Origin of the sequence: Kutzneria viridogrisea DSM 43870 (genome assembly GCF_000525635.1) — a bacterium.
In the GTDB taxonomy this organism is placed as follows: domain Bacteria; phylum Actinomycetota; class Actinomycetes; order Mycobacteriales; family Pseudonocardiaceae; genus Kutzneria; species Kutzneria viridogrisea.
On sequence record NZ_CP007155.1, the window covers coordinates 419,097 to 443,700 of the forward strand.

Genomic DNA, 24,604 nt, shown 5'->3' on the forward strand with positions numbered 1-24,604 from the left:
ACGATTTTCACTCCGTCGGTGGTTTTTGATCACTGATCTGACCTAAGCTGAACTCGACAACGGTTTCCATTGCTAGATCGTCACGCTGTCGAGGGGTGCCCCGATGACCGTCCGTTCCCGTCCGACCCTGCTGGCCGCCGCAGGTGCGGCCACCATCGCCCTCGCGCTGACCGGGTGCGCCTCCGGCCAGGCCGCGGGCGGCGGGGCAGGCGGTGCGATCGAGGTCGTCGCCTCGACCAACGTCTGGGGCAGCGTGGTCAAGGCGGTCGGCGGGGACGCCGTGCAGGTCACCTCGATCATCGACGACCCGAGCAAGGACCCGCACGACTACGAGGTCAAGCCCGCGGACACAGCCAAGATCAGCAAGGCGGCGCTGCTGGTGTCCAACGGGGTCGGCTACGACGACTTCTTCGCCAAGGCGGTCAGCGCGGCGGCGGCGAAGACCCCCTCGGTGGTGGCCTTCGAGGTCTCCGGCAAGGCCAAGACCGAGGACACCAACGAGCACGTCTTCTACGACCTGCCCACGGTGCGCAAGGTGGCCGACAAGGTCGCCGAGCAGCTCGGCGCGGTGCAGGCCGACAAGAAGGCGACCTTCCAGGCCAACGCCAAGGCCCTGGACACCAAGCTGGACGAGCTGATCGCGCGCGCCGCCAAGATCGGCACCGATCACCCGGGCAGGCAGGTGCTGGTGACCGAGCCGGTGGCCAACTACCTGCTGGCGTCGGCAGGGGTGCGCAACGCCACCCCGGAGGCGTTCGAGAAGGCCGTCGAGGCGGGCAGCGACATCCCGGTCGCCGCCGTGGGCGAGGCCACCGAACTGGTCAGTGGCAAGAAGGTCGCCGCGCTGGTGAACAACGCCCAGGCGGAGACCGAGGTCACCAAGCAGCTCAAGGCGAAGGCCGCCACGGCGGGCGTGCCGGTGGTGGACGTGACCGAGACGCTGCCCGCCGGGGTGACCGACTACGTTGTGTGGATCTCCAAGGAGGTCGACGCCCTATCGAACGCCCTGGCGAAGCAATGACGTCCAAGACCGTGCTGGCCGCCCCCGCCCGCAGGCGGGAGGCGGCACTGCGCCTGCGCTCGGCCCGGCTGTCCTACGGCGAGCGCGTGCTGTGGGACGGCCTGGACCTGGACATCCGACCGGGCGAGTTCCTCGCCGTGCTCGGGCCCAACGGCTCGGGCAAGACCAGCCTGATGCGTGTGCTGCTCGGCCAGCAGCAGCTGTCCTCGGGCAGCGCCGAGGTGGTCGGCCACCCGGCGGGCAAGGCCAACCACCGCATCGGCTACATCCCGCAGCAGCGCGCGTTGGACTCCCAGCTGGTGCTGCGCGGCCGCGACCTGGTCGGGCTCGGCCTGGACGGGCACCGCTGGGGCCTCGGCCTGCGCGGTCGCGCCGAGCGCAGGCGCCGGGTCGACCGGGTGCTGGCGGAGGTCGGCGCCACGGAGTACGCCGACCAGCCGGTGGGCCTGCTCTCCGGCGGCGAGCAGCAGCGGCTGCGGGTGGCCCAGGCACTGGTCGGCGACCCCGAGCTGCTGCTGTGCGACGAGCCGCTGCTGTCACTGGACCTGGCCAACCAGCGCGTGGTCAGCGAGCTGATCGACGCGCGCCGCCGCAGTGCGGGCACGGCCGTGCTGTTCGTGACGCACGAGATCAACCCGGTGCTGCCGCTGGTGGACCGGGTGCTGTACCTGGTGGACGGCCGGTTCCAGATCGGCAGCCCGGACGAGGTGATGACCTCCGAGAACCTGACCAGGCTCTACCGGACCCCGGTGGACGTGCTGCGGGTGCGCGGGCAGATCGTCGTCGTGGGCGCGCAGAACTCGGCGCACCACCTGCCGGAAGGGTCGTGATGGGGCAGTACCTCTCCGGCACGTTGGAGTTGCTCGGCTACGACTTCGTGCAGACCGCGTTGATCGCGGCGGCCGTGCTCGGGCTGGTCGCCGGCGTGCTCGGCCCGCTGATCGTCACCAGGAACATGGCCTTCTCCGTGCACGGCACCAGCGAGCTGGCCTTCACCGGTGGGGCCGCCGCCCTGCTGGCCGGGTTCAACATCGGCTACGGCTCGCTGGTCGGCGCCATCGCCGCCGCCGTGGTGCTGGGCCTGCTGACCCGCAAGACCTCCGAGCACGACTCCGTGATCGGCGCCGTGCTGTCCTTCGGGCTCGGCCTCGGCGTGCTGCTGCTGTCCTTCTACGGCGGCAACTCCACCAACAAGTTCGGCCTGCTGATCGGCCAGATCGTCGGCGTGGACTCGACCAGCCTGGTGCTGCTCACCTCCTCCGCCATCGCGGTGCTGGTGGTGCTGGCGGTCATCTACCGGCCGCTGCTGTTCGCCAGCGTGGACGGCGAGGTGGCCGCCGCCCGCGGGGTGCCGATCCGCCTGCTGTCACCGGTTTTCGCCGTGCTGGTGGGTGTGGTCACGGCCCTGGGCGTGCAGACGGTCGGCTCACTGCTCGTGCTGTCACTGATGATCACGCCTGCGGCGGCGGCCTGCCGGGTCACCGCGAGCCCGCTGCTGGCCACGGTGCTGTCGGTGGTCTTCGCCGAGGTCGCCGTGCTGGGCGGGATCGTGCTCTCGCTGGAGCCCGGCAAGCCGGTCAGCGCCTTCGTCACGGCCCTGTCCTTCCTGATCTACCTGGTGTGCCGTGCCGTCGGCGCCGTGCGCCAGCGCAGGATCGGCAGCCGACGGCCCTCCGCGGTGGCCGTGGCCTGAGCGTCCTCACTGGACTCTCATCCACGGTCGGCACGCTGGGGGACATGCACATCCCCGTTGTGGTCGGCGCGCTGGCGCTGACCGCGCTGCTGCTCGGGCACGGCCTGATCCCCAGCGGGATCGGCACCTGGGTCGACGCCCTGCTGCCCTGGTCCGGCCTCGCGCTGATCCCGCTCGCCGTGCTGGCACTGGTGCTGAAGTCCGGCCGTGGCGCTATCTCACTGCTGGTCCCGCTCGTCGTGCTCGCGCTGTTGTTCGGCCGGGACCTCGTGCCGCTGCCCTCAGGGCCGGTCGACCTCCGCGTCGCCACGCAGAACCTGGACGCCGACAACCCCGCGCAGTGCAAGGCGTTGCAGGCGCTCAGCGAGGCGGACCTGTTGGCAGCGCAGGAAGTCACGGCACAGTGCGGCTTGGACTACCCGCACCACTTCGCCGTCGGCACAGTGGCGCTGTGGAGTCGGTACCCGATCACCGATTCCGCGCGGCTGGACCTGGATCTGGGCTGGTACCGGGCTTTGCGCGCCACCGTGAACGCCCCGCACGGCCCGGTCACGGTGTTCGTCGCGCACCTGGGCTCGGTGCGGCCCGGCGCCACCGAGGACCGGGACCGCTCGCTGCGCAGGCTCGCCGAACTGGCCCGGGCCCAGTCCGGTCCGGTGCTGGTCCTCGGTGATCTGAACACCGCGAGCACGGACCGGGAAATGGCTCTGTTCCAAGGTTTCCAGGACGCGCGCTCCGGATTCGGCTTCACCTGGCCCGCCGCCTTCCCCGTGGTCCGACTCGACCACGTGCTGTACCGGGGCTTGACGCCCGGCAGCGCGACCACCTCGGCGGCCAACGGCAGTGATCACCGCGCTGCCGTCGCCGGGTTCACCACGTCCGGGCAACTCGCCCCGCGAGCCGGTACCGCACCCGTCACGAGGTAGCGGTCCACGTTGTCCCGCACGCACTTGGACTGCGTGTACGTCGTGTGCCCGTCGCCCCGGTAGGTCAGCAACGCGCTGCCAGGCAGCTGCCTGCTCACGTGCACGGCCCCGGCGTACGGCGTGATCGGGTCGTGCTCGCTGTTCACCACGAGGACCGGCGGCGCCCCGTGCACCCTCAGCGGGTGCGGCGGGTCGGCCACCGGCCAACCCTGGCACCCGATGAGCCGGTACCGGTCCACGTCGCCGATGCGCAGGTGTGGCGCCAACCCCGCGGCAGCCGCCTGGATCGCCGACAGCTCGGCGAAGCTGTGCACGGAGTAGTCCCAGTCCTGGCAGATCGCGGCCAGCACGGCGTTGTTGGCGCTCGCCGGTCGCGCCGCCGTGCGGGGCGGGTGGCCAGCGGCGATCATGGCGCCCAGCCAGGGCCAGCCCTGCGCCGGTGCGTAGAGCGCCAGGTAGGTGTCCGAGTCGAACGCCGCGAGCTCGTCCCCGGCCAGCTTGGCGCGCGCCGCCTCGAAGACCGCTGCCACGTCCTGGCCGTGCAGCGGACATGCCGTGTTCTTGGTGCACCACAAGGCAAAGCGGTTGAACGTGTCCTCCGCGCTCGCGGTGGCCGTCAGCAGGTGGGTGAGCGCCGAGCCGCTGTGGTCGATCGTGGCGTCCAGCACCATTGTCCGGATCTTGGTGGGGTAGAGCTCCGCGTACCGTTGGCCGATCTCCGTGCCGTACGAGGTGCCGTACCAGTTGAGCGGTTCACCGCCCAGCGCCACGCGGATCGCCTCCACGTCACGGGCCAGGTCGGTGTCACTCAGGTGGGCCGTGCACGCCGCAGCCGCCTTCTTGTTGGCCGCCAACAGGTTCTGGAACTCCTGCGGGCTCGTGGGCATGGACTGGGGCGTGTCCACGAACCCGCACGAGTCGACAGGGCTCGCGCCGACACCGGGCGGGTCGAAGCCGACGAGGTCGAACTTCGCGAGTAGCTCCGCCGAGAACGGCGGGCGCTTGAGCACCATGTCCACACCGGACAGACCGGGTCCGCCGGGGTTCACCAACAGGGTGCCCACTCGCTGGGCGGGATCTGCCCTGCGTCGGGCCAGTGCAAGCGTTGTTCCTTGTGCGGCAACGGTTGTGCACTCGGCAGCGGGGTCGGCGGCGCAGGGTTTCCAGTCCACGGTGGATGGTGTGAGGTGCAGGCTCGTGGTCAGTACGAGCGCGGCGAGCAGTGCCTTCATGGCCGCTGATGTTAAGGGTCCTTGACATGGTGGTGTCAAGGACCCTTAACATGTGCCCATGGAGAAGTTCAGAGCGAGCACGGGCTTCGTCTGGGCGATGTCCGGCTACGTGGTCTACGTGCTCGGCATAGGACTGGGCCTCGGCCTGGTGGGCTGGCGGCCGTCCGGGCTGCTGGGCGCCGCCGTTGCGCTGCCCGCCGTGGTGGCCGTGGGCTACGCGGTTGTCAGCCAGATCCGCTGGGGCGGTCGCCGTGAGGGCCTGGAGCGGCACGTGCAGCTGGAGTCGCTGGGTGTGGCCTTCGTGGTGACGATGCTCGGCGTGGTCACCTACGCCCTGTTGGAGTCGTTCGCCCAGTTCCCGCCGCTGTCCCTGTGGTGGGTCTGGGGCTACGGCATGGCCTCCTGGCTGGTGATCACCTTGCTGGTCTCCCGCAAGTACCGGTAGCCGCCGGTGCGCAACAACCTGGCCCGCCTGCGGGTGGAGCACGGCCTGACCCAGGAGCAGCTGGCCACCCGGCTCGGCGTGTCCCGCCAGACCGTCATCTCCATCGAGAAGGGCAAGTACGACCCGAGCCTGCCGCTGGCCTTCCGCATCGCGGCGGCGTTCACCTGCCGCATCGAGGACGTCTTCGTGCCCGAGGAGGAGGTATGAAGCTGGGCGCAGTGGGACGCGCTGCCGCTGGCCCCTGAGTACCTACCCTGAGACCGAGGTCCGGGACTTTCCCGGTGTCGCCCGCGCGGCGCGCTGGCTACCGTTGTGCCATGAGCATCGAAGGTGTGTCCCCCGAGCTGGTCCGCGTGTCCAACCAGGAGCGGGAGCGCGCCGCCGCACTGCTCCAGGACGCCCTGGACCAGGGGATGATCACCATCGACGAGTTCGGCGAGCGCAGCGCCATCGCGGCGGCGGCGCGCACCCGGGGCGAGCTCGGCACGGTGCTCGCCGACCTGCCCACCGCGCACCCCGTGACCCCCGCCAGGCCGGTGGAGCGGCCGCTGGAGCTGAGCGCGGGCATGGGGGACATGCGCCAGGTCGGCCAGTGGATCGTGCCCAGCCACATCAACGCCCGCTGCTCCATGGGCAACGTCAAGATCGACTTCATGCAGGCCATCTGCGAGCAGCGCGAGGTCTGGCTGGACGCCCAGTGCGGCTGGGGCAACATCAAGGTGATCGTGCCGCGCGGCTGGACCGTGCTGGTCGGCGAGATGTCGGTGGGCAGCGGCAACTTCAGCAACCGCACCGAGCCCGGCTCACCGGGCTACCCGGTGCTGCACCTGAGCGGCCGGGTCAGCGCGGGCAACATCAAGATCCGGCACGGGCGCCGCTGAATTCACTGGCGGGCGCCGCTACCGTCGAGGGCGTGGACGGGTTACAGGAGTACTACGCGCGCGGCGAGGAGGACGCGCGGCTGCGCGCCGGTGCTGGCTTGCTGGAACTGCTGCGCACCGAGGAACTCGTGCGGCGGTACCTGCCCGAGGCGCCTGCGTCCGTTGTGGACATCGGCGGTGCGACCGGGGCGCACGCCAGGTGGCTGGCCCGGGACGGCTACCAGGTGTACCTGGTGGACCCGGTCGAGCTGCACGTCAGCGCCGCGTCGGCGATCCCCGGGGTGCGGGCGACCCTGGGCGATGCCCGTGCCCTGGACGCGGAGGACGGCAGTTACGGGTTCGCGCTGATGTGCGGGCCGCTGTACCACCTGCTCGCCGCCGAGGACCGGGCCGCGGCCTGGCGCGAGGCGCGCAGGGTCGTGCGGCCCGGCGGCCACGTGGCCGCCGCCACGATCAGCCGGTTCGCCGCACTGCACGACGGACTGCACCGCGGCCTGTTGGCGGACAACGGCTTTCGCGAGATGGTCGGCCGGGATCTGGCCACCGGCGTGCACCGGCCACCCGAGGGCAGCCCGTTCGACTGGTTCACCGAGACCTACTTCCACCACCCGGCCGAAGCCGCCGAGGAGGCACGCGCGGCGGGCCTGACCGAGGTGAGCACCTTCGCCATCGAGGGCACCGGCTGGCTGATCCCGCACGCGGAACTGGACGCGCGGCTGCGCGAGGAGCGGGAGCGCGAGCGGCTGCTCTGGGCATTGCGGCAGACCGAGACCGAACCCTCGGTGCTCGGCGCGTCCGCGCACCTGCTCACCGTGGGCCGCAGCTAGCGCGGTGTCCAGCAACCCTCGCCGGTCCTTCCGCGCCCAGGCGGCGCCTCGCCGCACCGCCCCCGCGCCCCCATACAACCAGTATGGAGACGCGGGTGCGGCACGCCGATCCATCCACCTGGATCGCGAAATCACCCGACGAGGGTCTGTGGACACCGCACTAGCGCAGGAACTCGTCGAAGATCAGCTTGTCCACCGGAGCCACCCGCTCGCGGTCGGCGTAGGTCAGCCACGCGACCTCGGCGATCTCGTTGCTGGCCGCGATCTCACCGGAGTACTCGGCCGCGTAGCAGGACATCCGCACCAGCACGCCCTCCCGCTGGCGGTCCGCCTGCGCGGTGAACACGCCCATCGGCCGCGCGGTCTCCGCGGCGATGTCCACCGCCAGCTCCTCGCGGATCTCGCGCACCAGGGTGTCCAGATCCGACTCGCCCGGTTCGCGCTTGCCTCCGGGCAGGTAGAACACCGTCTTGCCGTGGCTGCGGGCGCACAGCACCCGGTCGCCCTCGATGCGCAGCCAAGCCACCTTGTCGATCACCGCTCCAGCCTCCGCCTCGCCTGCTCACTGCGCACCTGGAGGATGCCCGGCGCCGAGGGCGGCGCCGGCCAGACCTGCAACAGGTAGTCGTCCACCGGGTCCTCGTCGTGCTCCTCGGCGGTGTCCAGCTCGTGGCCCGCGTCCATGCCCCGCGCGTGGTAGCGCAGCCGGTAGTTGCCCGGCCCCGCGGGCAGCTCGCCCAGCGGGTGCGCGTCCTCACCCGCCCATTCCACCAGCGCCACGGTGGCCGTCGCCGGGCTGAAGTCGATCTCCACCACGTCCTCGTAGGCGGCCAGTTCGGGGCCGGGGTCCGCCTCGGCCACCACCACCCGGAAGCCGACGTGACCGGTGTGCAGGCCGGTCAGCAGGATGGCGTCCCCGCCGTACACCCCGATGATGCCCACCGGGTTCGCGGTGAAGCAGCGGTCCCAGTCGGGCAGCCCCGGCGTGCCGTCCTGCAGGTAGATCTGCCCGGCGTGCACCCACGCCTGACCGTCAAACGCCGTCACCCCACAAATTCTTGCACTAGTCCCCTGAGCGGGTGTCACACGGTTCGTGGAGCCCGCGACCCAGCGTGTTGACCCACTCGTTGCACACGACTTGCCCGCGTCCCTTACCCTTGTGATGTCTACGTCGTCCATCCCCCCTGATGACGTAGGCGCACGCTGCCCCGGCACCTACCCCCCTGGTCCGGGGCAGCCCTATGTCCGGAGTCAGAACTGGTAGTACAGGAAGGGGCTGAACGTGCCGCTGGCCAGCAGGATCGCGGCGTAGGGCAGCCCGAGCACGATCACCGCGGTGCGCAGGCCGAACGCGAACCTGCTGCGGCTGGACTCCAGGAACGGCCCGGTCGGCCGGGCGGGCATCAGCACGATGCACAGGGCCAGCAGCAGGATCAGCCCGCGCTGGTGGGTGAGCGCGACGCCGACCACGTCGCCGAGGCCCTGCACGTCGGGGATCAGCATGTGCCCCATCATCACCAGGGCCTGACCGAGGTCGGCGGCGCGGAACAGCACCCAGCCGAACACCACCAGCAGCAGGGTCGCGGCCCTGCGGGCGATCCGCGCCCAGGGCGCCGCGGGGGCCTTGCCGATCTCGAAGCCGCGTTCCACGATCAGCAGCGCGCCGTGGAACAGGCCCCACACCAGGTAGGTCCAGTTGGCGCCGTGCCAGAAACCGGTCAGCACGAACACGATGAACAGGTTCCGGTACGTCTTGCCGATGCCGTGCCGGTTGCCGCCGAGCGGGATGTAGACGTAGTCGCGGAACCACCGGGACAGCGACATGTGCCAGCGCCGCCAGAACTCGGTGACGGTCACCGAGGAGTACGGCCGCGCGAAGTTCTCCGGCAGCCGGAAGCCGAGCATGCGACCGAGCCCGATGGCCATGTCCGAGTAGCCGGAGAAGTCGAAGTACAGCTGCATCGTGTACGCGATGGCGCCCAGCCAGGCGATCGCGAAGGTCATGTTCTGCGAGGTCGTGTCGAAGGCGGCGCTGACCAGCGGACCCAGCGAGTCCGCGACGACCACCTTCTTGGTCAGGCCCAGCGCGAAGCGGGGGAAGCCCGCCGCGAGGTCGTCCAGCCGGTGCAGGCGGCGCTGGGGCAGCTGGTCGGCGATCTCCCGGTAGCGCACGATCGGCCCGGCCACCAGCTGCGGGAACATCGCGATGTAGGCGATGAAGGCCACCGGGTCGCGCAGGGCCGTGCGCTCACCGCGGTAGACGTCCACCACGTAGGAGATGTGGTGGAAGGTGAAGAAGGAGATGCCGATCACCTGGGCGATCTGCACGACCTCGACGCCCCCGCCGAACCAGCCCGCGATCGCGTTGGCCTGCGCGCTGGCGAACCCCGCGTACTTGAACACCGCCAGGCAGGACAGGTCCACGCCCACCGTGCCGACCAGCACCGCCCTGCGGTCGATCGGTGCGAGCCGGTCGCGTTCCAGCAGGAAGGCGGCGCCGAAGTTCAGCGCCATCAGCCCCAGCAGCAGCAGGATGCCCTCGCCCGCGCCCGCCACGTAGAACACCAGGCTGGCCACGGCGACCACAGCGTTGCGCCAGCCACGCGGGGTCACCAGGACGGCGGCCAGCACCAGTGGCACGAAGTACCACAGGAACAGCGGGCTGACGAAGGACACGGCTCTGCCTCAGGTCACGGACTGGGTCGGCCGAGACCCTATCCCGCCGAACGGGTGAGCGTGGCCCGAACCCGCTAGACGCGACCGGCGATCCTGCGCCGGCGCGCCACCTCGGCCAGCACCACCCCGGCGGCCACCGAGGCGTTGAGCGACTCCACGCCCGCCGACATCGGGATCGACACGGTCTGGTCGCAGGTCTCCCGCACCAGCCGGGACAGCCCGCGCCCCTCCGAGCCGACCACCACGATCAGCGGCCCGGTGGCCAGCTCCAGGTCGTCCACGACGATGTCCGCGTCGGCGTCCAGGCCGACGATCATCAGCCCCTGCTCGGCCCACTCCTTGAGCGTGCGCGTCAGGTTGGTCGCGATCGCGATGGGCATCCTGGCCGCGGTGCCCGCACTGGTCCGCCAGGCCACCGCGGTCATGCCCGCGCTGCGCCGCTGCGGCAGCAGCACGCCCTGCGCGCCGAAGGCCGCGGCGGAGCGGATCACCGCACCGAGGTTGCGCGGGTCGGTCACCCCGTCCAGGGCCACCAGCAGCGGCTGCTGCCCGGACTGCTCGGCGGCGTCGAGCAGCTCGTCCGGGTGCGCGTACTCGTAGGGCGGCACCTGCAGGCCCAGCCCCTGGTGCATGGCCCCGCCGGTGATCCGGTCCAGCTCGCCGCGGGCCACCTCCAGCACGGAGATGCCCCGGTCACCGGCCAGCCGCACCGACTCGACCACCCGCTCGTCGGTGTCGATGCCCAGCGCCACGTACAGCGCCGTGGCGGGCACCCCGGCCCGCAGGCACTCCACCACCGGGTTGCGCCCGGCCACCGTCTCCGGCGCGGTGGCCGCCTTCTTCTGCTGGCGGCGCTGGGTCTCCGCGCGGTTGGCCGCCGCGGTGGCCTTGCGCGCTGCGGGGTGCCCCGGCCGCGCGGTGGCCTTGGGCGTGGGCCCCTTGCCCTCCAGGCCCTTGGACTTCTGGCCCCCGGTCCCCTTGACGGCGCCCTTCTTCGTGCCCGCCTTGCGCATCGCGCCGCGGCGCTGTGAATTGCCCGCCATCAGTTGTCCTTCAACGTCCACGTCGGACCGTCGGGAGTGTCCTCGACGGTGATGCCTGCCGCGAGCAGGCGGTCGCGCAACATGTCGGCGGTGCCGAAGTCGCGCTCGGCCCTGGCCCGCTGGCGCTCCTCCAGCAGGTGGCCGACCAGCGAGTCCAGCGCGCGCGTCGCCCCGCTGTCCGCGCCCGCGACCTGCGCCCAGTTCGGGGCCAGCGGGTCCACGCCCAGCAGCCCCGTCATCGCCCGTACCGAACCCGCCGCGGCGCGGGCCGACACCTCGTCACCGGAGTCCAGTGCGACGTTGCCCTCGCGGACCGCGTTGTGCACGGCCGCCAGCGCGGACGGGGTGGCCAGGTCGTTGTCCATGGCGGCGGTGAACTCCGGGTGCGGCGCCCCCGGCTCCACGCCGCCGGTCTGCTGCACCACACGGCGCAGGAAGGACTCGATGCGCCGGAAGGCGGCGACGGCCTCGTCCAGCGCGGTCTTGGAGAACTCGATCGTGGACCGGTAGTGCGGGCCGACCAGGTAGTAGCGCAGCTCGGCGGGGCGGACCTGGGTCAGCAGTTCCGGGATGGCGACCACGTTGCCCAGGGACTTGGACATCTTCTCGCCGCTCATGGTCACCCAGGACCAGTGCATCCAGTACCGCGCGAACCCGTCCCCGGCCGCCCTGGACTGGGCCTGCTCGTTCTCGTGGTGCGGGAACACCAGGTCCATGCCGCCGCCGTGGATGTCGAACTCCGGCCCCAGGTAGAAGGTGGCCATCGCGGAGCACTCCAGGTGCCAGCCCGGCCTGCCCGCACCCCACGGGGTGGACCAGGAGGGCTCGCCCGGCTTGGCGGTCTTCCACAGCGTGAAGTCGCGGGGATCGCGCTTGCCCTCGCCCGCGGACTCGCCCTGCTGCACGGCGTCCAGCTTCTGCCCGGACAGCGCCCCGTACTCGGGGAAGGAGGCCACCGAGAAGTAGACGTCACCGCCCGCCGCGTAGGCGTGGCCCGCGTCGATCAGCCGCTGCATCAGCTCGATCATCTGCGTGACGTGCGAGGTGGCGCGCGGCGCGATGGAGGGCGGCAGGCAGCCCAGCTCGGAGTAGGCCGTCTCGAAGGCGCGCTCGTGCGTGGCCGCCCACTCCCACCAGGGGCGGCCCGCGGCCTTGGCCTTGGCCAGGACCTTGTCCTCGATGTCGGTGACGTTGCGCACGAGCAGCACGTCGTTGCCGAGGTGGGTCAGCCAGCGCCGCAGCACGTCGAAGTTCAGCGCACCCCGGATGTGACCGATGTGCGGCACGCTCTGCACCGTGGCCCCACACACGTAGATCGACGCCGTGCCGGTACGCGCGGGGTGGAACTCCCGCGTGCTGCGCGTAGACGTGTCATAGAGGTGGAGGCTCACGCAAGAATGGTACGGGCTGACGGTTGACGCAGGTTCAGCCGCACTCGGTTGTCATCGTGTTCTACCAACCGTGACCTCAGCCGATGCCGTGTGCCTGGAGCGCCTTGAGCAGTGAGTCGGGCCGCTGCGAGGTGGGCAGCGGGTCCACGATCGCCACCGCCGTGCCCAGCACCGCGGCACCGCCGTCGGCCTCCTCGCTGTCGCCGACCATCAGCGCGCGCTCGGGCTCGACGCCCAGTCGCTCGCAGGCGATCGTGAACAGCTTCGGGTCCGGCTTGACGTGGCCCTCGCGGAAGGACATGACGATCTCGTCCACCAGTTCGGCGACCCCGTAGTGGGCCAGCACCGGGGTGATGTCCCAGCCGATGTTGCTGACCACGGCGATCGGCAGCCCGGCCGCCCGCACCGCGCGCAGCGCCCGCACCACGTCCGGGTAGGGCACCCAGTTGTCGGCGCTGCACATGCGCTCGTAGAGCTGCTCGGCCATGCCCGGCCGCTCGATGCCCGCTGCGCGCAGTGCGGCCACGTACACCGTGCGGTGCACCTGCTCGTCCAGGTCACGCCGGTGCCACGCCTCGTGCAGCTCCTCCGGCAGGCCCTCGGAGATGCCGACCGGGGCGGTCAGCTTGCGCATCAGCTCGACCTGGTCGTCCAGCTCCAGCGGGGCGCCGGCGTCGTCCATCAGGCCGTCGAGCGCGGTGTCGCCGAGTTCGAGTCGGAACAGGGTGCCGGAGAAATCGAACAGAACGCCGTCAAGCTCCACACCCGCAACCTACGTGGTCTGGACCTGCTGTCCCAAGCGAACGTGACGAGTCTCCGGTAGCAGCAGCACGCAGACCAGGCTGACCACCGCGGACGCGGCCACGTAGTAGCCGACCGCCAGCGGACCGGAGGACCCGGCCAGTGCCGCCGCCACGGTCGGCGCCAGCGCGCCGCCCAGCACCCCGCCGAGGTTGTACGCGAAGGAGGAGGCCGAGTACCGGTACCGGGTGTCGAACAGCTCCGGCAGGTACGCGCCGAGCGGGCCGTACACCCAGCCCATCGCGGCGAGGCCCAGCGCGAAGGCCAGGCCGATCAACGCGGTGGACCCCGTGTTCATCAGCGGGAACATCACCAGCCCCGTCAGGCCGGTGAACACGCAGCCGGTGATCAGCACCGGCTTGCGCCCCAGCCGGTCCACGGCCAGGCAGGACAGCACCGTGCTCAGCGCCATGGCCCAGATGGCCAGCACCTGCAGGCCCAGCGCGGCGCCGCGGGACAGCCCCAGGCCCGTCGTGCTGTAGGACAGGCCGAAGGTGGTCGTGACGTAGAACACGACGTAACAGGTGATGATCACGCCGCCGCCCAGCAGCAGCCGGGCGGGCGCCCGCCGGACCATCTCCACCAGCGGCAGGGAGCTGCGCTCCTGGCGGCGCAGTACCTCGGCGAACACCGGGGTCTCGGAGATCTTCAGCCGGACCACCAGCCCGACCAGCACCAGCAGGGCCGAGGCCAGGAACGGCACCCGCCAGCCCCAGGCCCGGAACGCCTCGTCGGTCAGCGCTGCCGAGAGCAGCAGGAAGATCCCGTTCGCGGCGAAGAACCCGATCGAGGGGCCCAGCTGCGGGAAGGCGCCGAACCAGCCGCGACGGCCCTCGGGCGCGTTCTCGGCGGCCAGCAGCGCCGCCCCGCCCCACTCCCCGCCCAGGCCCAGGCCCTGTAGGAAGCGCAGCAGCACCAGGATGATCGGGGCCGCGGCGCCGATCGTGTCGTAACCGGGGACCAGGCCGATCGCCACCGTGGACAGGCCCATCGTCAGCAGCGAGGCCACCAGCATGGACTTGCGGCCGACGCGGTCGCCGAAGTGCCCGAACAGCAGGGATCCCAGCGGGCGGGCCAGGAAGGCCACCGCGAAGGTGGAGAACGCGGCCAGCGTGCCGTTGAGCGGGCTCAGGTTCGGGAAGAACGTGGAGTTGAGCACCAGCGCCGCGGCGGTGCCGTAGATGTAGAAGTCGTAGAACTCGATGGCGGTGCCGACGAAACTCGCGACCGCGATCCGAGCGGACCCATGTGCGCTGGCCATGCCGTGACACTAGGGCAGCGGCTCACTCCGGGTGCGTCATGAAGGTGCCGTTCAGGACACCTAATGCCGTGAAGGGCACCTTCAGGACATGGCGGCGGGGGCCAGTGGGGCGTGGCAGCACGGGGCGTGGCGCCGCGCCGGGCTCGCGGTGCCGTCATGAAGGTGCCGTTGCAGACGCCTGACGCCGTGAAGGGCACCTTCGGGACGTCACGGGAGCGGTCGCCGGGCCCGGACCCGCATCACGAAGGTGCCCGAGACGCGCCGCGAAAGGACCATTCGCTGCGTTCAACGCAGTGAAAGCCACCTTCGCGGCGGCTGTGGCACGCTCACCGCGCCGTGAAGGGCACCTTCATGACACCGCGGGCGGGCCTCAGGCGGCGGTGCCCACCACGCGCTGCGGGGTGAGCCGCACGACCACGCGTACGTCCTCGGGGCCGTCGGCGGTGTAGTCGGCGCCGGTGTACTTCTGCGACAGGGAGTTGATCAGTTCGCGCCCGCCCTCCTCGGTGAGCGTGACCTCCCCGCGCACCTCGATGTAGCTGTACGGCTGGGCGATGTCGAAGATGCTCACGCTGACGCGGGGGTCGCGGCGCAGGTTGCGGTCCTTCTTGCGGCCGACCACGGTGGAGAAGAGCAGGTCCGCGCCGTCGCGGGCGACCCACACCACGGAGGTCTGCGGGCTGCCGTCCGGGTTGATGGTGGCGATGGTGGCGAAGTTCGGGCCGTCGACCAGAGCGCGGCCAGCGTCGTTCAGAGAGGAAGCCATGATCCTCAGCCTAGGACTGTTCGAGCTCGGAGGTCAGCTGGCGCACCGCGTGCCCGCCGCGGGCACCCCGAGGTCGTCGAGGTAGCGGCGGATCAGGTCCTGGCCGCAGCCCGGCACGGAGATGCTCCCGCCGTGGCCCAGCTGGTCGACGACCACCAGCGCGGCCTTGTCCCCGAGCTGACCCGCCACCGAGTGCGCCCAGTCGGTGGGCGTCGCCACGTCGATGGCGTTGCTCACCAGCAGTGCCGGGGTCGAACTCGTTGACCTGGCAGGGGTTCCGGCTCCCGGCGCGGTGCCTGGCCAGCCCACGCAGAGCGCGGTGTACTGGCTGGAGTTGGTGTTGTAGCCGGTGATCGGCGCGGCGCGGCGTTCAGCGGCCAGGTCGCCCGCGGCCTCGGCGGGACCGGGCACGGCCAGCGCGAAGTCCTGGCAGACGATCGGGTCGGTGTAGGGGACCGACTGCGGCAGGTCGCCCGGGCCGCCGCCGTGGTCGGGGATGGGGTTGCGGCCCTCGGCGAGCTGGGCGAGCTGGGTGGCCAGGGTCGGGAGCCGGTGGCTGTCCATGTTCAGCTGCACGGCCTGGACGACCCCGTCGGCGGACCACTCGCGCCCGAAGAACGTGCCGGGGATCTGCCCGGCCTCGGCCTTGGCCTGGGCCTTCCTGAGCACCGCGGCCACGTCCTGGCCGTGCAGCGCGCAGCTGGTGTTCGCGGCGCACCAGCGGTCGAACGCGGTGAACCCGGCCTCGCTCTCGGCGGCGGCCGTGGTGACGAACCGGCGCCGGTCCTTGGCCGGGTCCATGACGCCCTCCAGCACGGAGGCGCGCACATGCTGCCCGAACCGGGCCAGGTACTTCTCGCCGATCAGCGTGCCGTACGAGTGGCCGTAGATGTTGATCTTCGGCAGGTGGAGTGCCTGGCGCAGGTAGTCGGTGTCCCTGGCGACGCTGTCGGCGTCCAGGTGCGTCAGGGCCGCGGCGGGCTTGGTGCCGCACGCCTTGCGGAACGCCGCCTGGTCGGCCTCGAGCCCGGCCATGCCCGCGGCGGTGGTCGGCGGCAGGACGGGCGGGAGCTTGAAGTTCTTCGGGTCCTTGATGTCGCACATGAGGGGACTGCTGCCACCGACACCGCGCGGGTCGACGGCGATCAGGTCGTAGTCCGGGCTGAGCATGCGCAGGCTGGCGAACGCGATGTCGCCGGTGGCGCCTGGACCGTCAGCGAAATTGGCGATCGTGCCCTTCACCGAGGACCTGTTGGCGGCCCTGAGCCGGTACACCGCCACCGAGATCGTGTCGCCATTCGGTTTCGCCCAGTCGATCGGCACCGTGATGGTTCCGCACTCGACCTCGGACCCGACGTCATCGCGCGTGCACTGAGCCCAGTGCACCGTCGGCGTCACCGTGGGAGCAGGCGCGACCAGCCCTGTCACCGCGGCGACCACTCCGCCGACGATCCACTGCACAGGCATGCGATTCTCCGAATCCGCTCGAGGACGGCCCCATTTCTACCCACGGGTGGGCAGCGGGAGCGTCCTGCTGCGGAATGACCGGAATATCAGCCCTGAGACCTAGGCGGGTACGACCAGGCCGCTGGCGATCGCGGCGACGCCCTCACCGCGCCCGGTCAGGCCGAGGCCGTCGGTGGTCGTGCCGGACACCGAGACGGGGGCGCCCACCGCCTCGGACAGCACGCGCTGGGCCTCCTCGCGGCGCTTGCCGATGCGCGGGGCGTTGCCGATCACCTGCACCGTGGCGTTGCCCACCACGAAGCCCGCTGCCGACACCCGGCGGCGCACCTCGGCGAGCAGTTCCACCCCGTGTGCCCCGGACCAGCGGGGGTCCCCGGTGCCGAACACGGCGCCGAGATCACCCAGACCGGCGGCGGACAGCAGCGCGTCGCACAGCGCGTGCGCGGCCACGTCCCCGTCGGAGTGACCGGCGCAGCCGTCCACCCCGTCCCAGAGCAGTCCGGCCATCCAGCAGTCACGGCCCGGCTCAACCGGGTGCACATCGCTGCCGACACCGACGCGGGGGAGGGAGTTCACTCGTGCGCTTCCTTGGTGAAGAGGGCTTCGGCGAGGACGAGGTCGAACGGGGTGGTGATCTTCATGGCGTGCGGGTGACCGGGCACGGTGTGCACCGGCTCGCCCAGCCGCTCGACCAGCCCGGCGTCGTCGGTGGCCCCGGTGGCGCCCTCGTGCGCCCTGCGCAACAGGGCGGGCTCGAAGCCCTGCGGGGTCTGCACCACCCGCAGCGCCGACCGGTCCGGAGTGGCCACGACCAGCCCGTCCGCGTCTACCTGCTTGACGGTGTCGGCCACCGGCAGCACGGGGATCACCGCGGCCGATCCCGCGCGCACGGCGTCCACCACGGCGCGCACGACCTCGGGCGGGGTGAAGGCGCGGGCCGCGTCGTGCACCAGCACGACGCTCGCGTCGGGGACACGGGTCATCGCCTCGTCGAGCGCGAGGCGGACGGAGTCGGAGCGCTCGCCGCCACCGGGGACCACGTGCACCGCCGGGGCGAACACGGCCAGCGCTTCGGTGACGACATCCAGGTGGGCGGCCGGAGCGGCCACCACGACGTGCTGCACGCACCCGGCGGCCAGTAGGCCGCGCACGGCGTGCACGAGCAGGGGCGCACCGCAGACAGGCACCAACGCCTTGGGCAGTTCGGCGCCGAGACGTTCACCCCGGCCGGCCGCAGGCACAAGCGCGACCACACTCATACCTGCGGCTCCGGGGCGTCTTCAGTTCGGTGAATCAGGAGGCGGTTGCGAGGACCTCGTCGAGCATGACCTCGGCCTTGTCCTCATCAGTACCCTCGGCCAGCGCCAGCTCGCTGACCAGTATCTGCCGCGCCTTCGCCAGCATTCGCTTCTCACCGGCGGACAGCCCGCGGTCCTTCTCGCGCCGCCAGAGATCGCGCACCACTTCAGCCACCTTGTTCACATCGCCGGAGGCGAGCTTCTCCAGGTTGGCCTTGTACCGCCGGGACCAGTTGGTCGGCTCCTCGGTGTGCGGAGCACGCAGGACCTCGAAGACCCGGTTCAGCCCGTCCTGGCCCACGACGTCCCGCACACCCACGATCTCGGCGTTGTCTGCGGGCACGCGGACCGTCAGGTCACCCTGGGCGACCTTCAGGACGAGGTACTTCTTCTCCTCGCCCCTGATCAGACGGGTCTCAATCGCTTCGATGAGAGCGGCACCGTGGTGCGGGTAGACGACGGTCTCTCCGACCTTGAAAACCATGTGTCCTCTGCCCCTTTCGCTGACCCAAGCTTAACACGTCCGGCAATCCCCGCATCCGCCGCCGGTGATCCGTTACCGCAGGTCAGCGGCTGGACGGGGGGTTGACAAACCCGCGTCGACCGTGCTGGCCGGGGGTGTGGAGTCCACAGTGGACGACGTGTCCGCCGCCACCTCGGGACCACCGCGTGCGCGGGCGGTTCCGGGCTGTGGTTAGGCTTCCGCTTGCCAGAGGAGTCATCCAGGAGGGATCGCCACCGTGAACTCGAAGCTGCGCCTGCTGCCCGCCGTGCTTGGCGTGTCCGCGGCCGTGCTGCTCACCGGCTGCGGGGCGGGGCAGATCACGCAGACCTCCACGCAGGTGGCCGGGGTCAACGGCGCGAACGGCACCGTGGGCACCCTCGCCGTGCGCGACGCCCAGCTGGCCTTCCCGGTCAACGCGAACCGGTACTACTCGCGCGGGGACAACGCCCCGCTGATCATCACCATCGCCAACTCCGGTGAGCTCGGCGACGAGCTCAAGGCCGTGACCAGCCCGCAGTTCGCCTCGGCCACGATCAGCGGCACCACCGCCATCGCCGCCCGCAACTCCGTGGTCGCGGGCAAGGACCTGGACGACAACCCGGCACCGACGGCGACCACCGTGCCGAGCTCCTCCGCCGCGACGCCCACCAGCGCCAGCGGCTCGCCCAGCGCGACCACGACCACCGGCACCAGCACCACCGGTGCCAGCGCGACCGGCAGCAGCGCCCCGACCACGAAGCTGCCCGTCGGCAAGATCCGGATCGTGCTCACCGGGCTCAAGCTGGACAAGCTCACCCCCGGCCAGACCGTGGACGTGCGCTTCACCTTCGCGGTGTCCGGGGAGCTGACCCTGCGGCTGCCGATCGGCGCCAGCGCCGACCCGCGCCCGGAGGGCAAGGAGGGCTGATCCACGGGGGCCGTGCCGCTACTTGTCGGTGCCCGGCCCTACCGTGGTCGGTGTGGTGAAGAACGCACGTCCGGCCAAGCCGGGCTACCGCTGCGCCGAGTGCGGGCACGAGCTGGCGAAGTGGTTCGGCCGCTGCCCCGAGTGCCAGGCCTGGGGCACGATCGAGGAGCGGGCCGCCGCCAGGCCAGGGCTGGCCAGGGTCGCGGCCGGAGCACCCAGCTCACCGGCCAGGCGCATCTCCGAGGTCGACGTCGAGACCACCCGCGCGCAGCCCACCGGGGTCGGTGAGCTGGACCGCGTGCTCGGCGGCGGCATCGTGCCCGGCGCGGTGGTGCTGATGGCCGGGGAGCCCGGGGTGGGCAAGTCGACCCTGCTGCTGGAGGTCGCGCACCGCTGGGCCGAGCAGGGCAGCTCGCCTGTGTTGTACGTCACAGGGGAGGAGTCGGCCGGTCAGGTGCGGCTGCGCGCCGAGCGCACCGGCAACCTGCACCAGGAGATCTTCCTGGCCGCCGAGAGCGACCTGTCCGCGGTGCTCGGGCACGTGGAGGCGGTCAAGCCCGGGCTGATGATCGTGGACTCGGTGCAGACCGTGCAGTCCACCTCGGACACCGGGACGGTCGGCGGGGTCACCCAGGTGCGCGCCGTGGCCGCCGCGCTGATCGCGCTGGCCAAGGAGCACTCGCTGCCGGTGGTGCTGGTCGGCCACGTCACCAAGGACGGCTCCATCGCGGGCCCGCGCGTGCTGGAGCACCTGGTGGACGTGGTGCTCCAGTTCGAGGGCGACCGGCACTCCACGCTGCGCCTGCTGCGCGGGGTGAAGAACCGCTACGGGCCCGCCGACGAGGTGGGCTGCTTCGAGCTGCGCGACGACGGCATCGAGGGCGTTCCGGACCCCTCGGGGCTGTTCCTCAACCGCAAGGACGTGGGGGTGCCCGGCACGGCGGTCACCGTGGCCATGGAGGGCAAGCGCCCGCTGCTGGCCGAGGTGCAGGCCCTGGTGGCCAAGTCGCACCTGCCCTCCCCGCGCAGGGCCGTCAGCGACCTGGACTCCGGCCGGGTGGCCATGATCCAGGCCGTGCTGGAGCGGCGCGGCAAGGTCAAGCTCAGCGAGCAGGACGTGTTCACCGCGGCGGTGGGCGGCATGCGGATCACCGAGCCCGCCGCCGACCTGGCCGTGGCGCTGGCGGTGGCCTCGGCGGCCAGGGAGGTGGCGCTGCCCGCCGACGTGGTGGTGCTGGGTGAGGTCGGGCTGGCGGGGGAGATGCGCCGGGTCACCGGGGTGGGCAGGCGGCTGGCCGAGGCGGCCCGGCTGGGTTTCACCCGCGCCCTCGTGCCGCCGGACGCCGGGCCGCTGCCCGAGGGCATCCGCACCCTGGTCGTGCCGGACCTGGGGGCCGCGTTGCAGGTGCTCTACGACGTGGCTCAGTAGACGATCTCGTCCACCACCGAGGTCCGGGTGGTCGTGGTGGTCCTCGGCAGGTCACCGCTCTGGTCGTGTTCGGCCACGACCAGCCCGGTGTCCGGGTCCAGTTCCAGCTCCGTGGTGGTCCCGGCCCGGCTGAGCCGGAACGAGGTCTCCGTGACCACCATGCCGGGCACCAGGGCCAGTGCCTGGTAGATGGTGCTGCGGACCGGGGCGGGCACGATGCCGCTGCGCAGTGCGGCGGTGGCGTACACCACGACCTGTAGGTCGGGGTCCCTGCCGCGTCCCGCGGTGTCCGCGCGCAGCTTGCGGTACAGCTCCTCGCGATCCGCGGGCAGGGCCGCGAGCCACTCGGGGTTGGGGGTCATCCAGCCGCCGGGGTGGGCGCCGAAGAACTCCCCACGCGGTGCGCGGTGCACCGCTGTCTCCGGTACGACCGGGTCCAGCCCGAACTCGCGCCCGCGTTGCTCGTCCCCGCGCACCCACTCGTAGGCGCCCGTGGTGATCCGCAGCTGCACCCACTCCTGCTCGAAGTCTGCGGGTATCCAGGTCCGCGACCGGTGCTCGACCTTCCGGACGAGACCCGGGTCGTGCAGCGAGCCGTTCCTGTCCACTGACATGACGCTGGACAGTTGCCACGAGTGGGTCTCCCGCAACAGGAACTGCCCCGGTCGCACCTCAGGATCACGCAGCTGCATCGCGACCACCCCCCTGCTCTCACGGTACCGCGAGGAACTCCAGCAGCAGGGCCGTGATCTCGGCGGGGCGCTCCAGGCTGGGCAGGTGGCCCGCCCAGTCCAGTTCGAGCAGGCGTGCCCCCGGCACCCGGTCGGCCACCTCACGGGCGATCCGCTGGTAGGTGGGCAGGTCGTGCCGCCCCGACACCACCAGGGTCGGCGCCGTGATCTCCCGGAGGTCCACGAGCGCCGACGTGCCCCAGGTACCGGGCTCGGTCGCCATCCGCGCCGAGTTCAGGCGCATGGCGCGCACGGCCTCGCGGGCGGAGTCGTCTGCTGCGGGGCCGAGCCAGGTCCGCGCGAACAGCTCGGCGATGCCCGGCACGTCCTCGGCGGCGGTCAACCTCGCCTCGGCCTGGAGGTAGTCGTCCATGTCCGGGCCGGGCTGCCCGCCGGGTGTGCCCGCGCACAGCAGCGCCAGCCTGCTGACCCGCTCCGGGTGGTCGGCGGCCAGCACCTGCGCGATCCGCCCGCCGAACGAGGCGCCGACCAGCGCGGCCGAGTCGATGGCGAGCGAGTCCATCAGCGCGAGCACGTCCTCGGCGTCGGTGTACGGCCCGGTGCCGCGCGGGGTCTGCCCGTAGCCGCGGAAGTCGGGGCGCAGCACGCGGTGCCGCTCGGTCAGGGCCGCCCACTGCGGGTCCCACATGCGCCGGTCGCAGGCGGTGGAGTGCAGCAGGACCACGGGCGTGCCGGAACCGGCCACGTCGTACGAGAGGGCCACCCGGTCAGGCTATCGACCGGGTGGCCCTCTGATGCGCGAACTACCTGCTGGCGCTGAGCAACTGGGCGCAGCGAATCAGGCCCAGGTGCGAGTACGCCTGCGGGTGGTTGCCCAGCGAGCGCTCGGCGACCGGGTCGTACTCCTCGGGCAGCAGACCCGTCGGGCCCGCGCAGTCCACGATCTGCGCGAACAGCTCCTCGGCCTCGGTGCGCCTACCGGAGAGCAGGTACGCCTCGACCATCCACGCCGCGCACAGGTGGAAGCCGCCCTCGTCCCCGGGCAGGCCGTCGTCGCGGTGGTAGCGGTACACGGTGGCACCGCTGCGCAGCTCCGCCTCGATGGCGGTGACCGTGGACTGGAACCGCTCGTCGGTCGGGTCGATCAGCCCGGCCAGGCCCACGTGCAGCGAGGCCGCGTCCAGGTCGGTGCCGTCGTAGGCGGTGGTGAACGCGCCCACCTCGGCGTTCCAGCCGTTCTTGACCACGTCGGCGGCGATCGTGTCGCGCAGGGCGGGCCAGGACGGGTCGAACTCGCGGCCGTAGGTCTCGGCCAGCCGCACCGCCCGGTCGATGGTCATCCAGCACATGACCTTCGAGTAGACGTTGTGCCGGGGCGCGTGCCGCTCCTCCCAGATGCCGTGGTCGGGCTCGTGCCAGCGGCGGGAGACCGCCTCGGCCATCGCGCAGACCATGCGCCAGTCGTCGTCGGTGAGCTTGCCGCGCACCTCGGTCAGCTTGGCGACCAGGTCCACCACCGGCCCGAACACGTCCAGTTGCACCTGCTGGTTTGCCAGGTTGCCCACGCGCACCGGCCGCGAGCCCGCGTAACCGGGCAGCGTGTCGATGACGGCCTCGGGGCCCAGCGTGGTGCCGTGGATCGTGTACAGCGGGTGCAGCCGCTCCGGGCCGGGCAGCGTGGCCAGCACGCCGTGCACCCAGCTCAGGTAGGCCTCGGCCTCGCTGGTGGAGCCCAGCGAGACCAGTGCCTGCGCGGTCAGCGCCGCGTCCCGCAGCCAGCAGTAGCGGTAGTCCCAGTTGCGGACCCCGCCGATCTCCTCGGGCAGCGAGGTGGTGGCCGCCGCCATGATCGCGCCGGTCTCCGAGTGGCACAGCCCGCGCAGGGTCAGCGCGGAGCGGGCCACCAGGTCGCGCTCGAGCTCGGGCAGCTTGAGCCCGGACAGCCACTCCGACCAGTAGCTGCCCGCGCGGTTGCGCCGCTCGGACTCGCTGACCGGGTTGGCCGACAGGTCGTCGGTGCCGCAGCGCAGTTCCAGCACCACGGGCGCGTTCTCACCGGGCTCGATCACGGCGGTGGCCGTCTCGTGCATGCCGTCGGAGGCGATCTGCCAGGTCAGCCCGGGGGCACGCAGCACGATCGGGTCGGTGGTGCCCAGCACGCGCAGGCCGTCGGCCTCCACCGCGATGCGCACCGGGACCTGCCCGAACTCCGGGCGCGGCGCGAACTCCACCACGGCCTTGGTCGAACCGGACACCACGCGCACCAGGTCGGTGCGGTGCGGTGCCGCGTAGTGGTCCAGGTAGTCGGTGACCAGCAGCCGCGACCAGCGCGTCTCCACGGTCATCGTGCCCGGCAGGTAGCGCTGGCCCAGCGGCAGTCCGTTGCGCTCGGGCCTGATCGAGAACATGCCCGCGCCGGGGCCGCCGAGCAGGTCGGCGAACACCGCGGCCGAGTCCGGCTCGGGGTGGCACATCCAGGTGAGCCGGGCGTCCGGGGTCACCAGCGCCACCGAGCGCTCGTTGGCCAGCATGGACAGCCGCTCGATGGGCGGTGCCTGCTCGCCGTACAGCCAGGTGCGCCGCTCCTCGACCAGGAACGCCAGCACCGTGGCCACGTCGGTGGTGTCGTTGATCTTGTACCCGGCCAGGGTCTCGCCGGTTCCGACGTGGATGCCCAGGTCGGGGCCGGTCAGCCGGGCGAAGGCCTTCTCGTCGGTGACGTCGTCACCGAGGAAGATCGCGGCCGTGGCGCCGACCTGGTGGCGCAGCACGTCCAGGGCGTGGCCCTTGTCGGTCTGCACCACGGCCAGCTCGATCACGGCCTTGCCCTCGGTCACCTGCACGCCGTCCCAGGCGGCCGGGCCGGTGCGCACGGTGGCCAGCACGCGTTCGCCGACCTCGGGGGCCGCCCGGCGCACGTGCACGGCGATGCTGGCGGGCTTGACCTCCAGGTGCACGCCCTCGGCACCGGTGACCAGCTCGTCCAGGCTGGACTGGATCCTGCGGTGCAGGTCCTTCGCCTCAGCGTCGATGGCGTGCACGAACCCGACGTCGAACTCGGATCCATGGCTGCCGACCAGGTGTACTTCTCCGGGCAGTCTGGACAGAGCTGCCAGGTCGCGCAGGGCGCGGCCCGAGATGACGGCGGCCGTCGTCTCGTGCAGGCCGGCCAGTGAGCGCAGCGCGCCGACCGACTCTGTCGACGGGCGGGCCTGCTCGGGGTCCTGCACGATCGGTGCGAGCGTTCCGTCGTAGTCGCACGCTACGAGCAGCCGCGGGGTGCGCGCGATCTGGACGAGCGCGCGTCGGAGCTCCGCGGGGAGGGCCTCGGCGGTCACGCCTC

Annotated in this window: 26 protein-coding genes; 10 read left to right on the forward strand and 16 right to left on the reverse strand. The window is 71.6% G+C overall.

Features of this window, described 5'->3' with window-relative positions; all coding sequences use genetic code 11:
* Positions 1–103: 103 nt before the first annotated feature.
* Genes KALB_RS02070 through KALB_RS02085 form a run of 4 tightly spaced genes read left to right on the forward strand, consistent with a single transcriptional unit; the run spans position 104 to position 3,640 of the window.
* On the forward strand, positions 104–1,021 hold the full coding sequence (locus KALB_RS02070) for a metal ABC transporter solute-binding protein, Zn/Mn family (protein ID WP_025354064.1): 918 nt from the start codon (positions 104–106) through the stop codon (positions 1,019–1,021).
* On the forward strand, positions 1,018–1,851 hold the full coding sequence (locus tag KALB_RS02075; protein ID WP_025354065.1) for a metal ABC transporter ATP-binding protein: 834 nt from the start codon (positions 1,018–1,020) through the stop codon (positions 1,849–1,851). Before KALB_RS02070 ends, KALB_RS02075 begins: the two co-directional genes overlap by 4 nt.
* Positions 1,851–2,714 (forward strand): metal ABC transporter permease, encoded by an 864-nt coding sequence (locus tag KALB_RS02080; protein WP_025354066.1) that lies wholly within the window; start codon positions 1,851–1,853, stop codon positions 2,712–2,714. The genes KALB_RS02075 and KALB_RS02080 overlap by 1 nt, the downstream gene beginning before the upstream one ends.
* Positions 2,715–2,758: 44 nt before the next feature.
* Positions 2,759–3,640 (forward strand): endonuclease/exonuclease/phosphatase family protein, encoded by an 882-nt coding sequence (locus KALB_RS02085; protein ID WP_025354067.1) that lies wholly within the window; start codon positions 2,759–2,761, stop codon positions 3,638–3,640.
* On the opposite strand, the gene KALB_RS02090 is transcribed toward KALB_RS02085, so the two are convergent.
* Positions 3,562–4,872, reverse strand: coding sequence for an alpha/beta hydrolase (locus KALB_RS02090; protein ID WP_025354068.1), 1,311 nt, complete (start codon positions 4,870–4,872; stop codon positions 3,562–3,564). The two genes, KALB_RS02085 and KALB_RS02090, sit on opposite strands and share 79 nt — an antisense overlap.
* Positions 4,873–4,930: 58 nt before the next feature.
* Here KALB_RS02090 and KALB_RS02095 point away from each other — a divergent pair, with 58 nt between their 5' ends.
* From KALB_RS02095 to KALB_RS02110, 4 genes are all read left to right on the forward strand, one after another.
* Positions 4,931–5,317, forward strand: a complete 387-nt coding sequence (locus KALB_RS02095; protein WP_025354069.1) for a hypothetical protein — start codon at positions 4,931–4,933, stop codon at positions 5,315–5,317.
* A 6-nt stretch (positions 5,318–5,323) separates the two neighbouring features.
* Positions 5,324–5,524, forward strand: coding sequence for a helix-turn-helix transcriptional regulator (locus KALB_RS02100; protein WP_025354070.1), 201 nt, complete (start codon positions 5,324–5,326; stop codon positions 5,522–5,524).
* Positions 5,525–5,634: 110 nt separating this feature from the next.
* Positions 5,635–6,198 carry a DUF1707 SHOCT-like domain-containing protein gene (locus KALB_RS02105; protein WP_025354071.1) on the forward strand — a complete coding sequence of 188 codons (564 nt, stop codon included), beginning with the start codon at positions 5,635–5,637 and terminating at the stop codon, positions 6,196–6,198.
* Between the two features lie 32 nt (positions 6,199–6,230).
* Positions 6,231–7,025, forward strand: coding sequence for a class I SAM-dependent methyltransferase (locus KALB_RS02110; protein WP_025354072.1), 795 nt, complete (start codon positions 6,231–6,233; stop codon positions 7,023–7,025).
* A 160-nt stretch (positions 7,026–7,185) separates the two neighbouring features.
* Here the strand turns inward: KALB_RS02110 and KALB_RS02115 are convergent, their stop codons facing one another.
* The 12 genes from KALB_RS02115 to KALB_RS02170 form a co-directional block, all read right to left on the reverse strand.
* Positions 7,186–7,563 carry an NUDIX hydrolase gene (locus KALB_RS02115; RefSeq protein WP_030109619.1) on the reverse strand — a complete coding sequence of 126 codons (378 nt, stop codon included), beginning with the start codon at positions 7,561–7,563 and terminating at the stop codon, positions 7,186–7,188.
* Positions 7,560–8,072 (reverse strand): hypothetical protein, encoded by a 513-nt coding sequence (locus KALB_RS02120; protein WP_148309325.1) that lies wholly within the window; start codon positions 8,070–8,072, stop codon positions 7,560–7,562. Before KALB_RS02120 ends, KALB_RS02115 begins: the two co-directional genes overlap by 4 nt.
* A 204-nt stretch (positions 8,073–8,276) precedes the next feature.
* Positions 8,277–9,701, reverse strand: a complete 1,425-nt coding sequence (locus KALB_RS02125; RefSeq protein ID WP_025354074.1) for an MBOAT family O-acyltransferase — start codon at positions 9,699–9,701, stop codon at positions 8,277–8,279.
* Positions 9,702–9,775: 74 nt separating this feature from the next.
* Positions 9,776–10,744 carry a 23S rRNA (guanosine(2251)-2'-O)-methyltransferase RlmB gene (gene rlmB, locus KALB_RS02130; RefSeq protein WP_025354075.1) on the reverse strand — a complete coding sequence of 323 codons (969 nt, stop codon included), beginning with the start codon at positions 10,742–10,744 and terminating at the stop codon, positions 9,776–9,778.
* Entirely contained in the window at positions 10,744–12,135 is a 1,392-nt protein-coding gene (gene cysS, locus KALB_RS02135) for a cysteine--tRNA ligase (protein WP_025354076.1), read from the reverse strand. The genes rlmB and cysS overlap by 1 nt, the downstream gene beginning before the upstream one ends.
* 76 nt (positions 12,136–12,211) lie before the next feature.
* Positions 12,212–12,898, reverse strand: a complete 687-nt coding sequence (locus KALB_RS02140) for an HAD family hydrolase (RefSeq protein ID WP_025354077.1) — start codon at positions 12,896–12,898, stop codon at positions 12,212–12,214.
* A gap of 9 nt (positions 12,899–12,907) precedes the next feature.
* A complete protein-coding gene (locus KALB_RS02145; protein WP_025354078.1) occupies positions 12,908–14,197 on the reverse strand; it encodes an MFS transporter in 1,290 nt (429 codons plus the stop codon).
* Positions 14,198–14,567: 370 nt separating this feature from the next.
* On the reverse strand, positions 14,568–14,963 hold the full coding sequence (locus tag KALB_RS02150; protein WP_025354079.1) for a PPOX class F420-dependent oxidoreductase: 396 nt from the start codon (positions 14,961–14,963) through the stop codon (positions 14,568–14,570).
* A gap of 33 nt (positions 14,964–14,996) precedes the next feature.
* The gene (locus tag KALB_RS02155; RefSeq protein WP_025354080.1) at positions 14,997–16,430 is read right to left on the reverse strand and encodes an alpha/beta fold hydrolase; all 1,434 of its coding nucleotides are present in this window, start codon (positions 16,428–16,430) and stop codon (positions 14,997–14,999) included.
* Positions 16,431–16,529: 99 nt separating this feature from the next.
* Positions 16,530–17,006 (reverse strand): 2-C-methyl-D-erythritol 2,4-cyclodiphosphate synthase, encoded by a 477-nt coding sequence (gene ispF / locus KALB_RS02160; RefSeq protein ID WP_025354081.1) that lies wholly within the window; start codon positions 17,004–17,006, stop codon positions 16,530–16,532.
* Entirely contained in the window at positions 17,003–17,689 is a 687-nt protein-coding gene (gene ispD / locus KALB_RS02165; RefSeq protein WP_025354082.1) for a 2-C-methyl-D-erythritol 4-phosphate cytidylyltransferase, read from the reverse strand. Before ispD ends, ispF begins: the two co-directional genes overlap by 4 nt.
* A gap of 34 nt (positions 17,690–17,723) precedes the next feature.
* Positions 17,724–18,212 (reverse strand): CarD family transcriptional regulator, encoded by a 489-nt coding sequence (locus KALB_RS02170; RefSeq protein WP_025354083.1) that lies wholly within the window; start codon positions 18,210–18,212, stop codon positions 17,724–17,726.
* 256 nt (positions 18,213–18,468) lie between these two features.
* Between KALB_RS02170 and KALB_RS48410 the strand changes: the two genes are divergently transcribed.
* Both KALB_RS48410 and radA read left to right on the forward strand, forming a co-directional pair.
* Positions 18,469–19,140: a hypothetical protein gene (locus KALB_RS48410; protein ID WP_025354084.1), complete on the forward strand. Its 672-nt coding sequence runs from the start codon at positions 18,469–18,471 to the stop codon at positions 19,138–19,140.
* 52 nt (positions 19,141–19,192) lie between these two features.
* Positions 19,193–20,569, forward strand: a complete 1,377-nt coding sequence (gene radA, locus KALB_RS02180; protein WP_025354085.1) for a DNA repair protein RadA — start codon at positions 19,193–19,195, stop codon at positions 20,567–20,569.
* Here radA and KALB_RS02185 read toward each other — a convergent pair.
* From KALB_RS02185 to otsB, 3 genes are read right to left on the reverse strand one after another with little or no spacing between them, the layout of a single operon-like run.
* Positions 20,563–21,261, reverse strand: coding sequence for a hypothetical protein (locus KALB_RS02185; protein ID WP_148309326.1), 699 nt, complete (start codon positions 21,259–21,261; stop codon positions 20,563–20,565). The two genes, radA and KALB_RS02185, sit on opposite strands and share 7 nt — an antisense overlap.
* A gap of 19 nt (positions 21,262–21,280) precedes the next feature.
* Positions 21,281–22,024 (reverse strand): alpha/beta fold hydrolase, encoded by a 744-nt coding sequence (locus KALB_RS02190; protein WP_025354087.1) that lies wholly within the window; start codon positions 22,022–22,024, stop codon positions 21,281–21,283.
* A gap of 40 nt (positions 22,025–22,064) precedes the next feature.
* Positions 22,065–24,599 (reverse strand): trehalose-phosphatase, encoded by a 2,535-nt coding sequence (gene otsB, locus KALB_RS02195; RefSeq protein WP_025354088.1) that lies wholly within the window; start codon positions 24,597–24,599, stop codon positions 22,065–22,067.
* Between the last annotated feature and the right edge of the window lie 5 nt (positions 24,600–24,604).

Coding starts and splice junctions, on each gene's coding strand:
- KALB_RS02070 (WP_025354064.1), top strand. CDS start 104: ATGACCGTCCGTTCCCGTCCGACCCTGCTGGCCGCCGCAGGTGCGGCC.
- KALB_RS02075 (WP_025354065.1), top strand. CDS start 1,018: ATGACGTCCAAGACCGTGCTGGCCGCCCCCGCCCGCAGGCGGGAGGCG.
- KALB_RS02080 (WP_025354066.1), top strand. CDS start 1,851: ATGGGGCAGTACCTCTCCGGCACGTTGGAGTTGCTCGGCTACGACTTC.
- KALB_RS02085 (WP_025354067.1), top strand. CDS start 2,759: ATGCACATCCCCGTTGTGGTCGGCGCGCTGGCGCTGACCGCGCTGCTG.
- KALB_RS02090 (WP_025354068.1), bottom strand. CDS start 4,872: ATGAAGGCACTGCTCGCCGCGCTCGTACTGACCACGAGCCTGCACCTC.
- KALB_RS02095 (WP_025354069.1), top strand. CDS start 4,931: ATGGAGAAGTTCAGAGCGAGCACGGGCTTCGTCTGGGCGATGTCCGGC.
- KALB_RS02105 (WP_025354071.1), top strand. CDS start 5,635: ATGAGCATCGAAGGTGTGTCCCCCGAGCTGGTCCGCGTGTCCAACCAG.
- rlmB (WP_025354075.1), bottom strand. CDS start 10,744: ATGGCGGGCAATTCACAGCGCCGCGGCGCGATGCGCAAGGCGGGCACG.
- KALB_RS02145 (WP_025354078.1), bottom strand. CDS start 14,197: ATGGCCAGCGCACATGGGTCCGCTCGGATCGCGGTCGCGAGTTTCGTC.
- KALB_RS02150 (WP_025354079.1), bottom strand. CDS start 14,963: ATGGCTTCCTCTCTGAACGACGCTGGCCGCGCTCTGGTCGACGGCCCG.
- KALB_RS02155 (WP_025354080.1), bottom strand. CDS start 16,430: ATGCCTGTGCAGTGGATCGTCGGCGGAGTGGTCGCCGCGGTGACAGGG.
- ispD (WP_025354082.1), bottom strand. CDS start 17,689: ATGAGTGTGGTCGCGCTTGTGCCTGCGGCCGGCCGGGGTGAACGTCTC.
- KALB_RS02170 (WP_025354083.1), bottom strand. CDS start 18,212: ATGGTTTTCAAGGTCGGAGAGACCGTCGTCTACCCGCACCACGGTGCC.
- KALB_RS02185 (WP_148309326.1), bottom strand. CDS start 21,261: ATGCAGCTGCGTGATCCTGAGGTGCGACCGGGGCAGTTCCTGTTGCGG.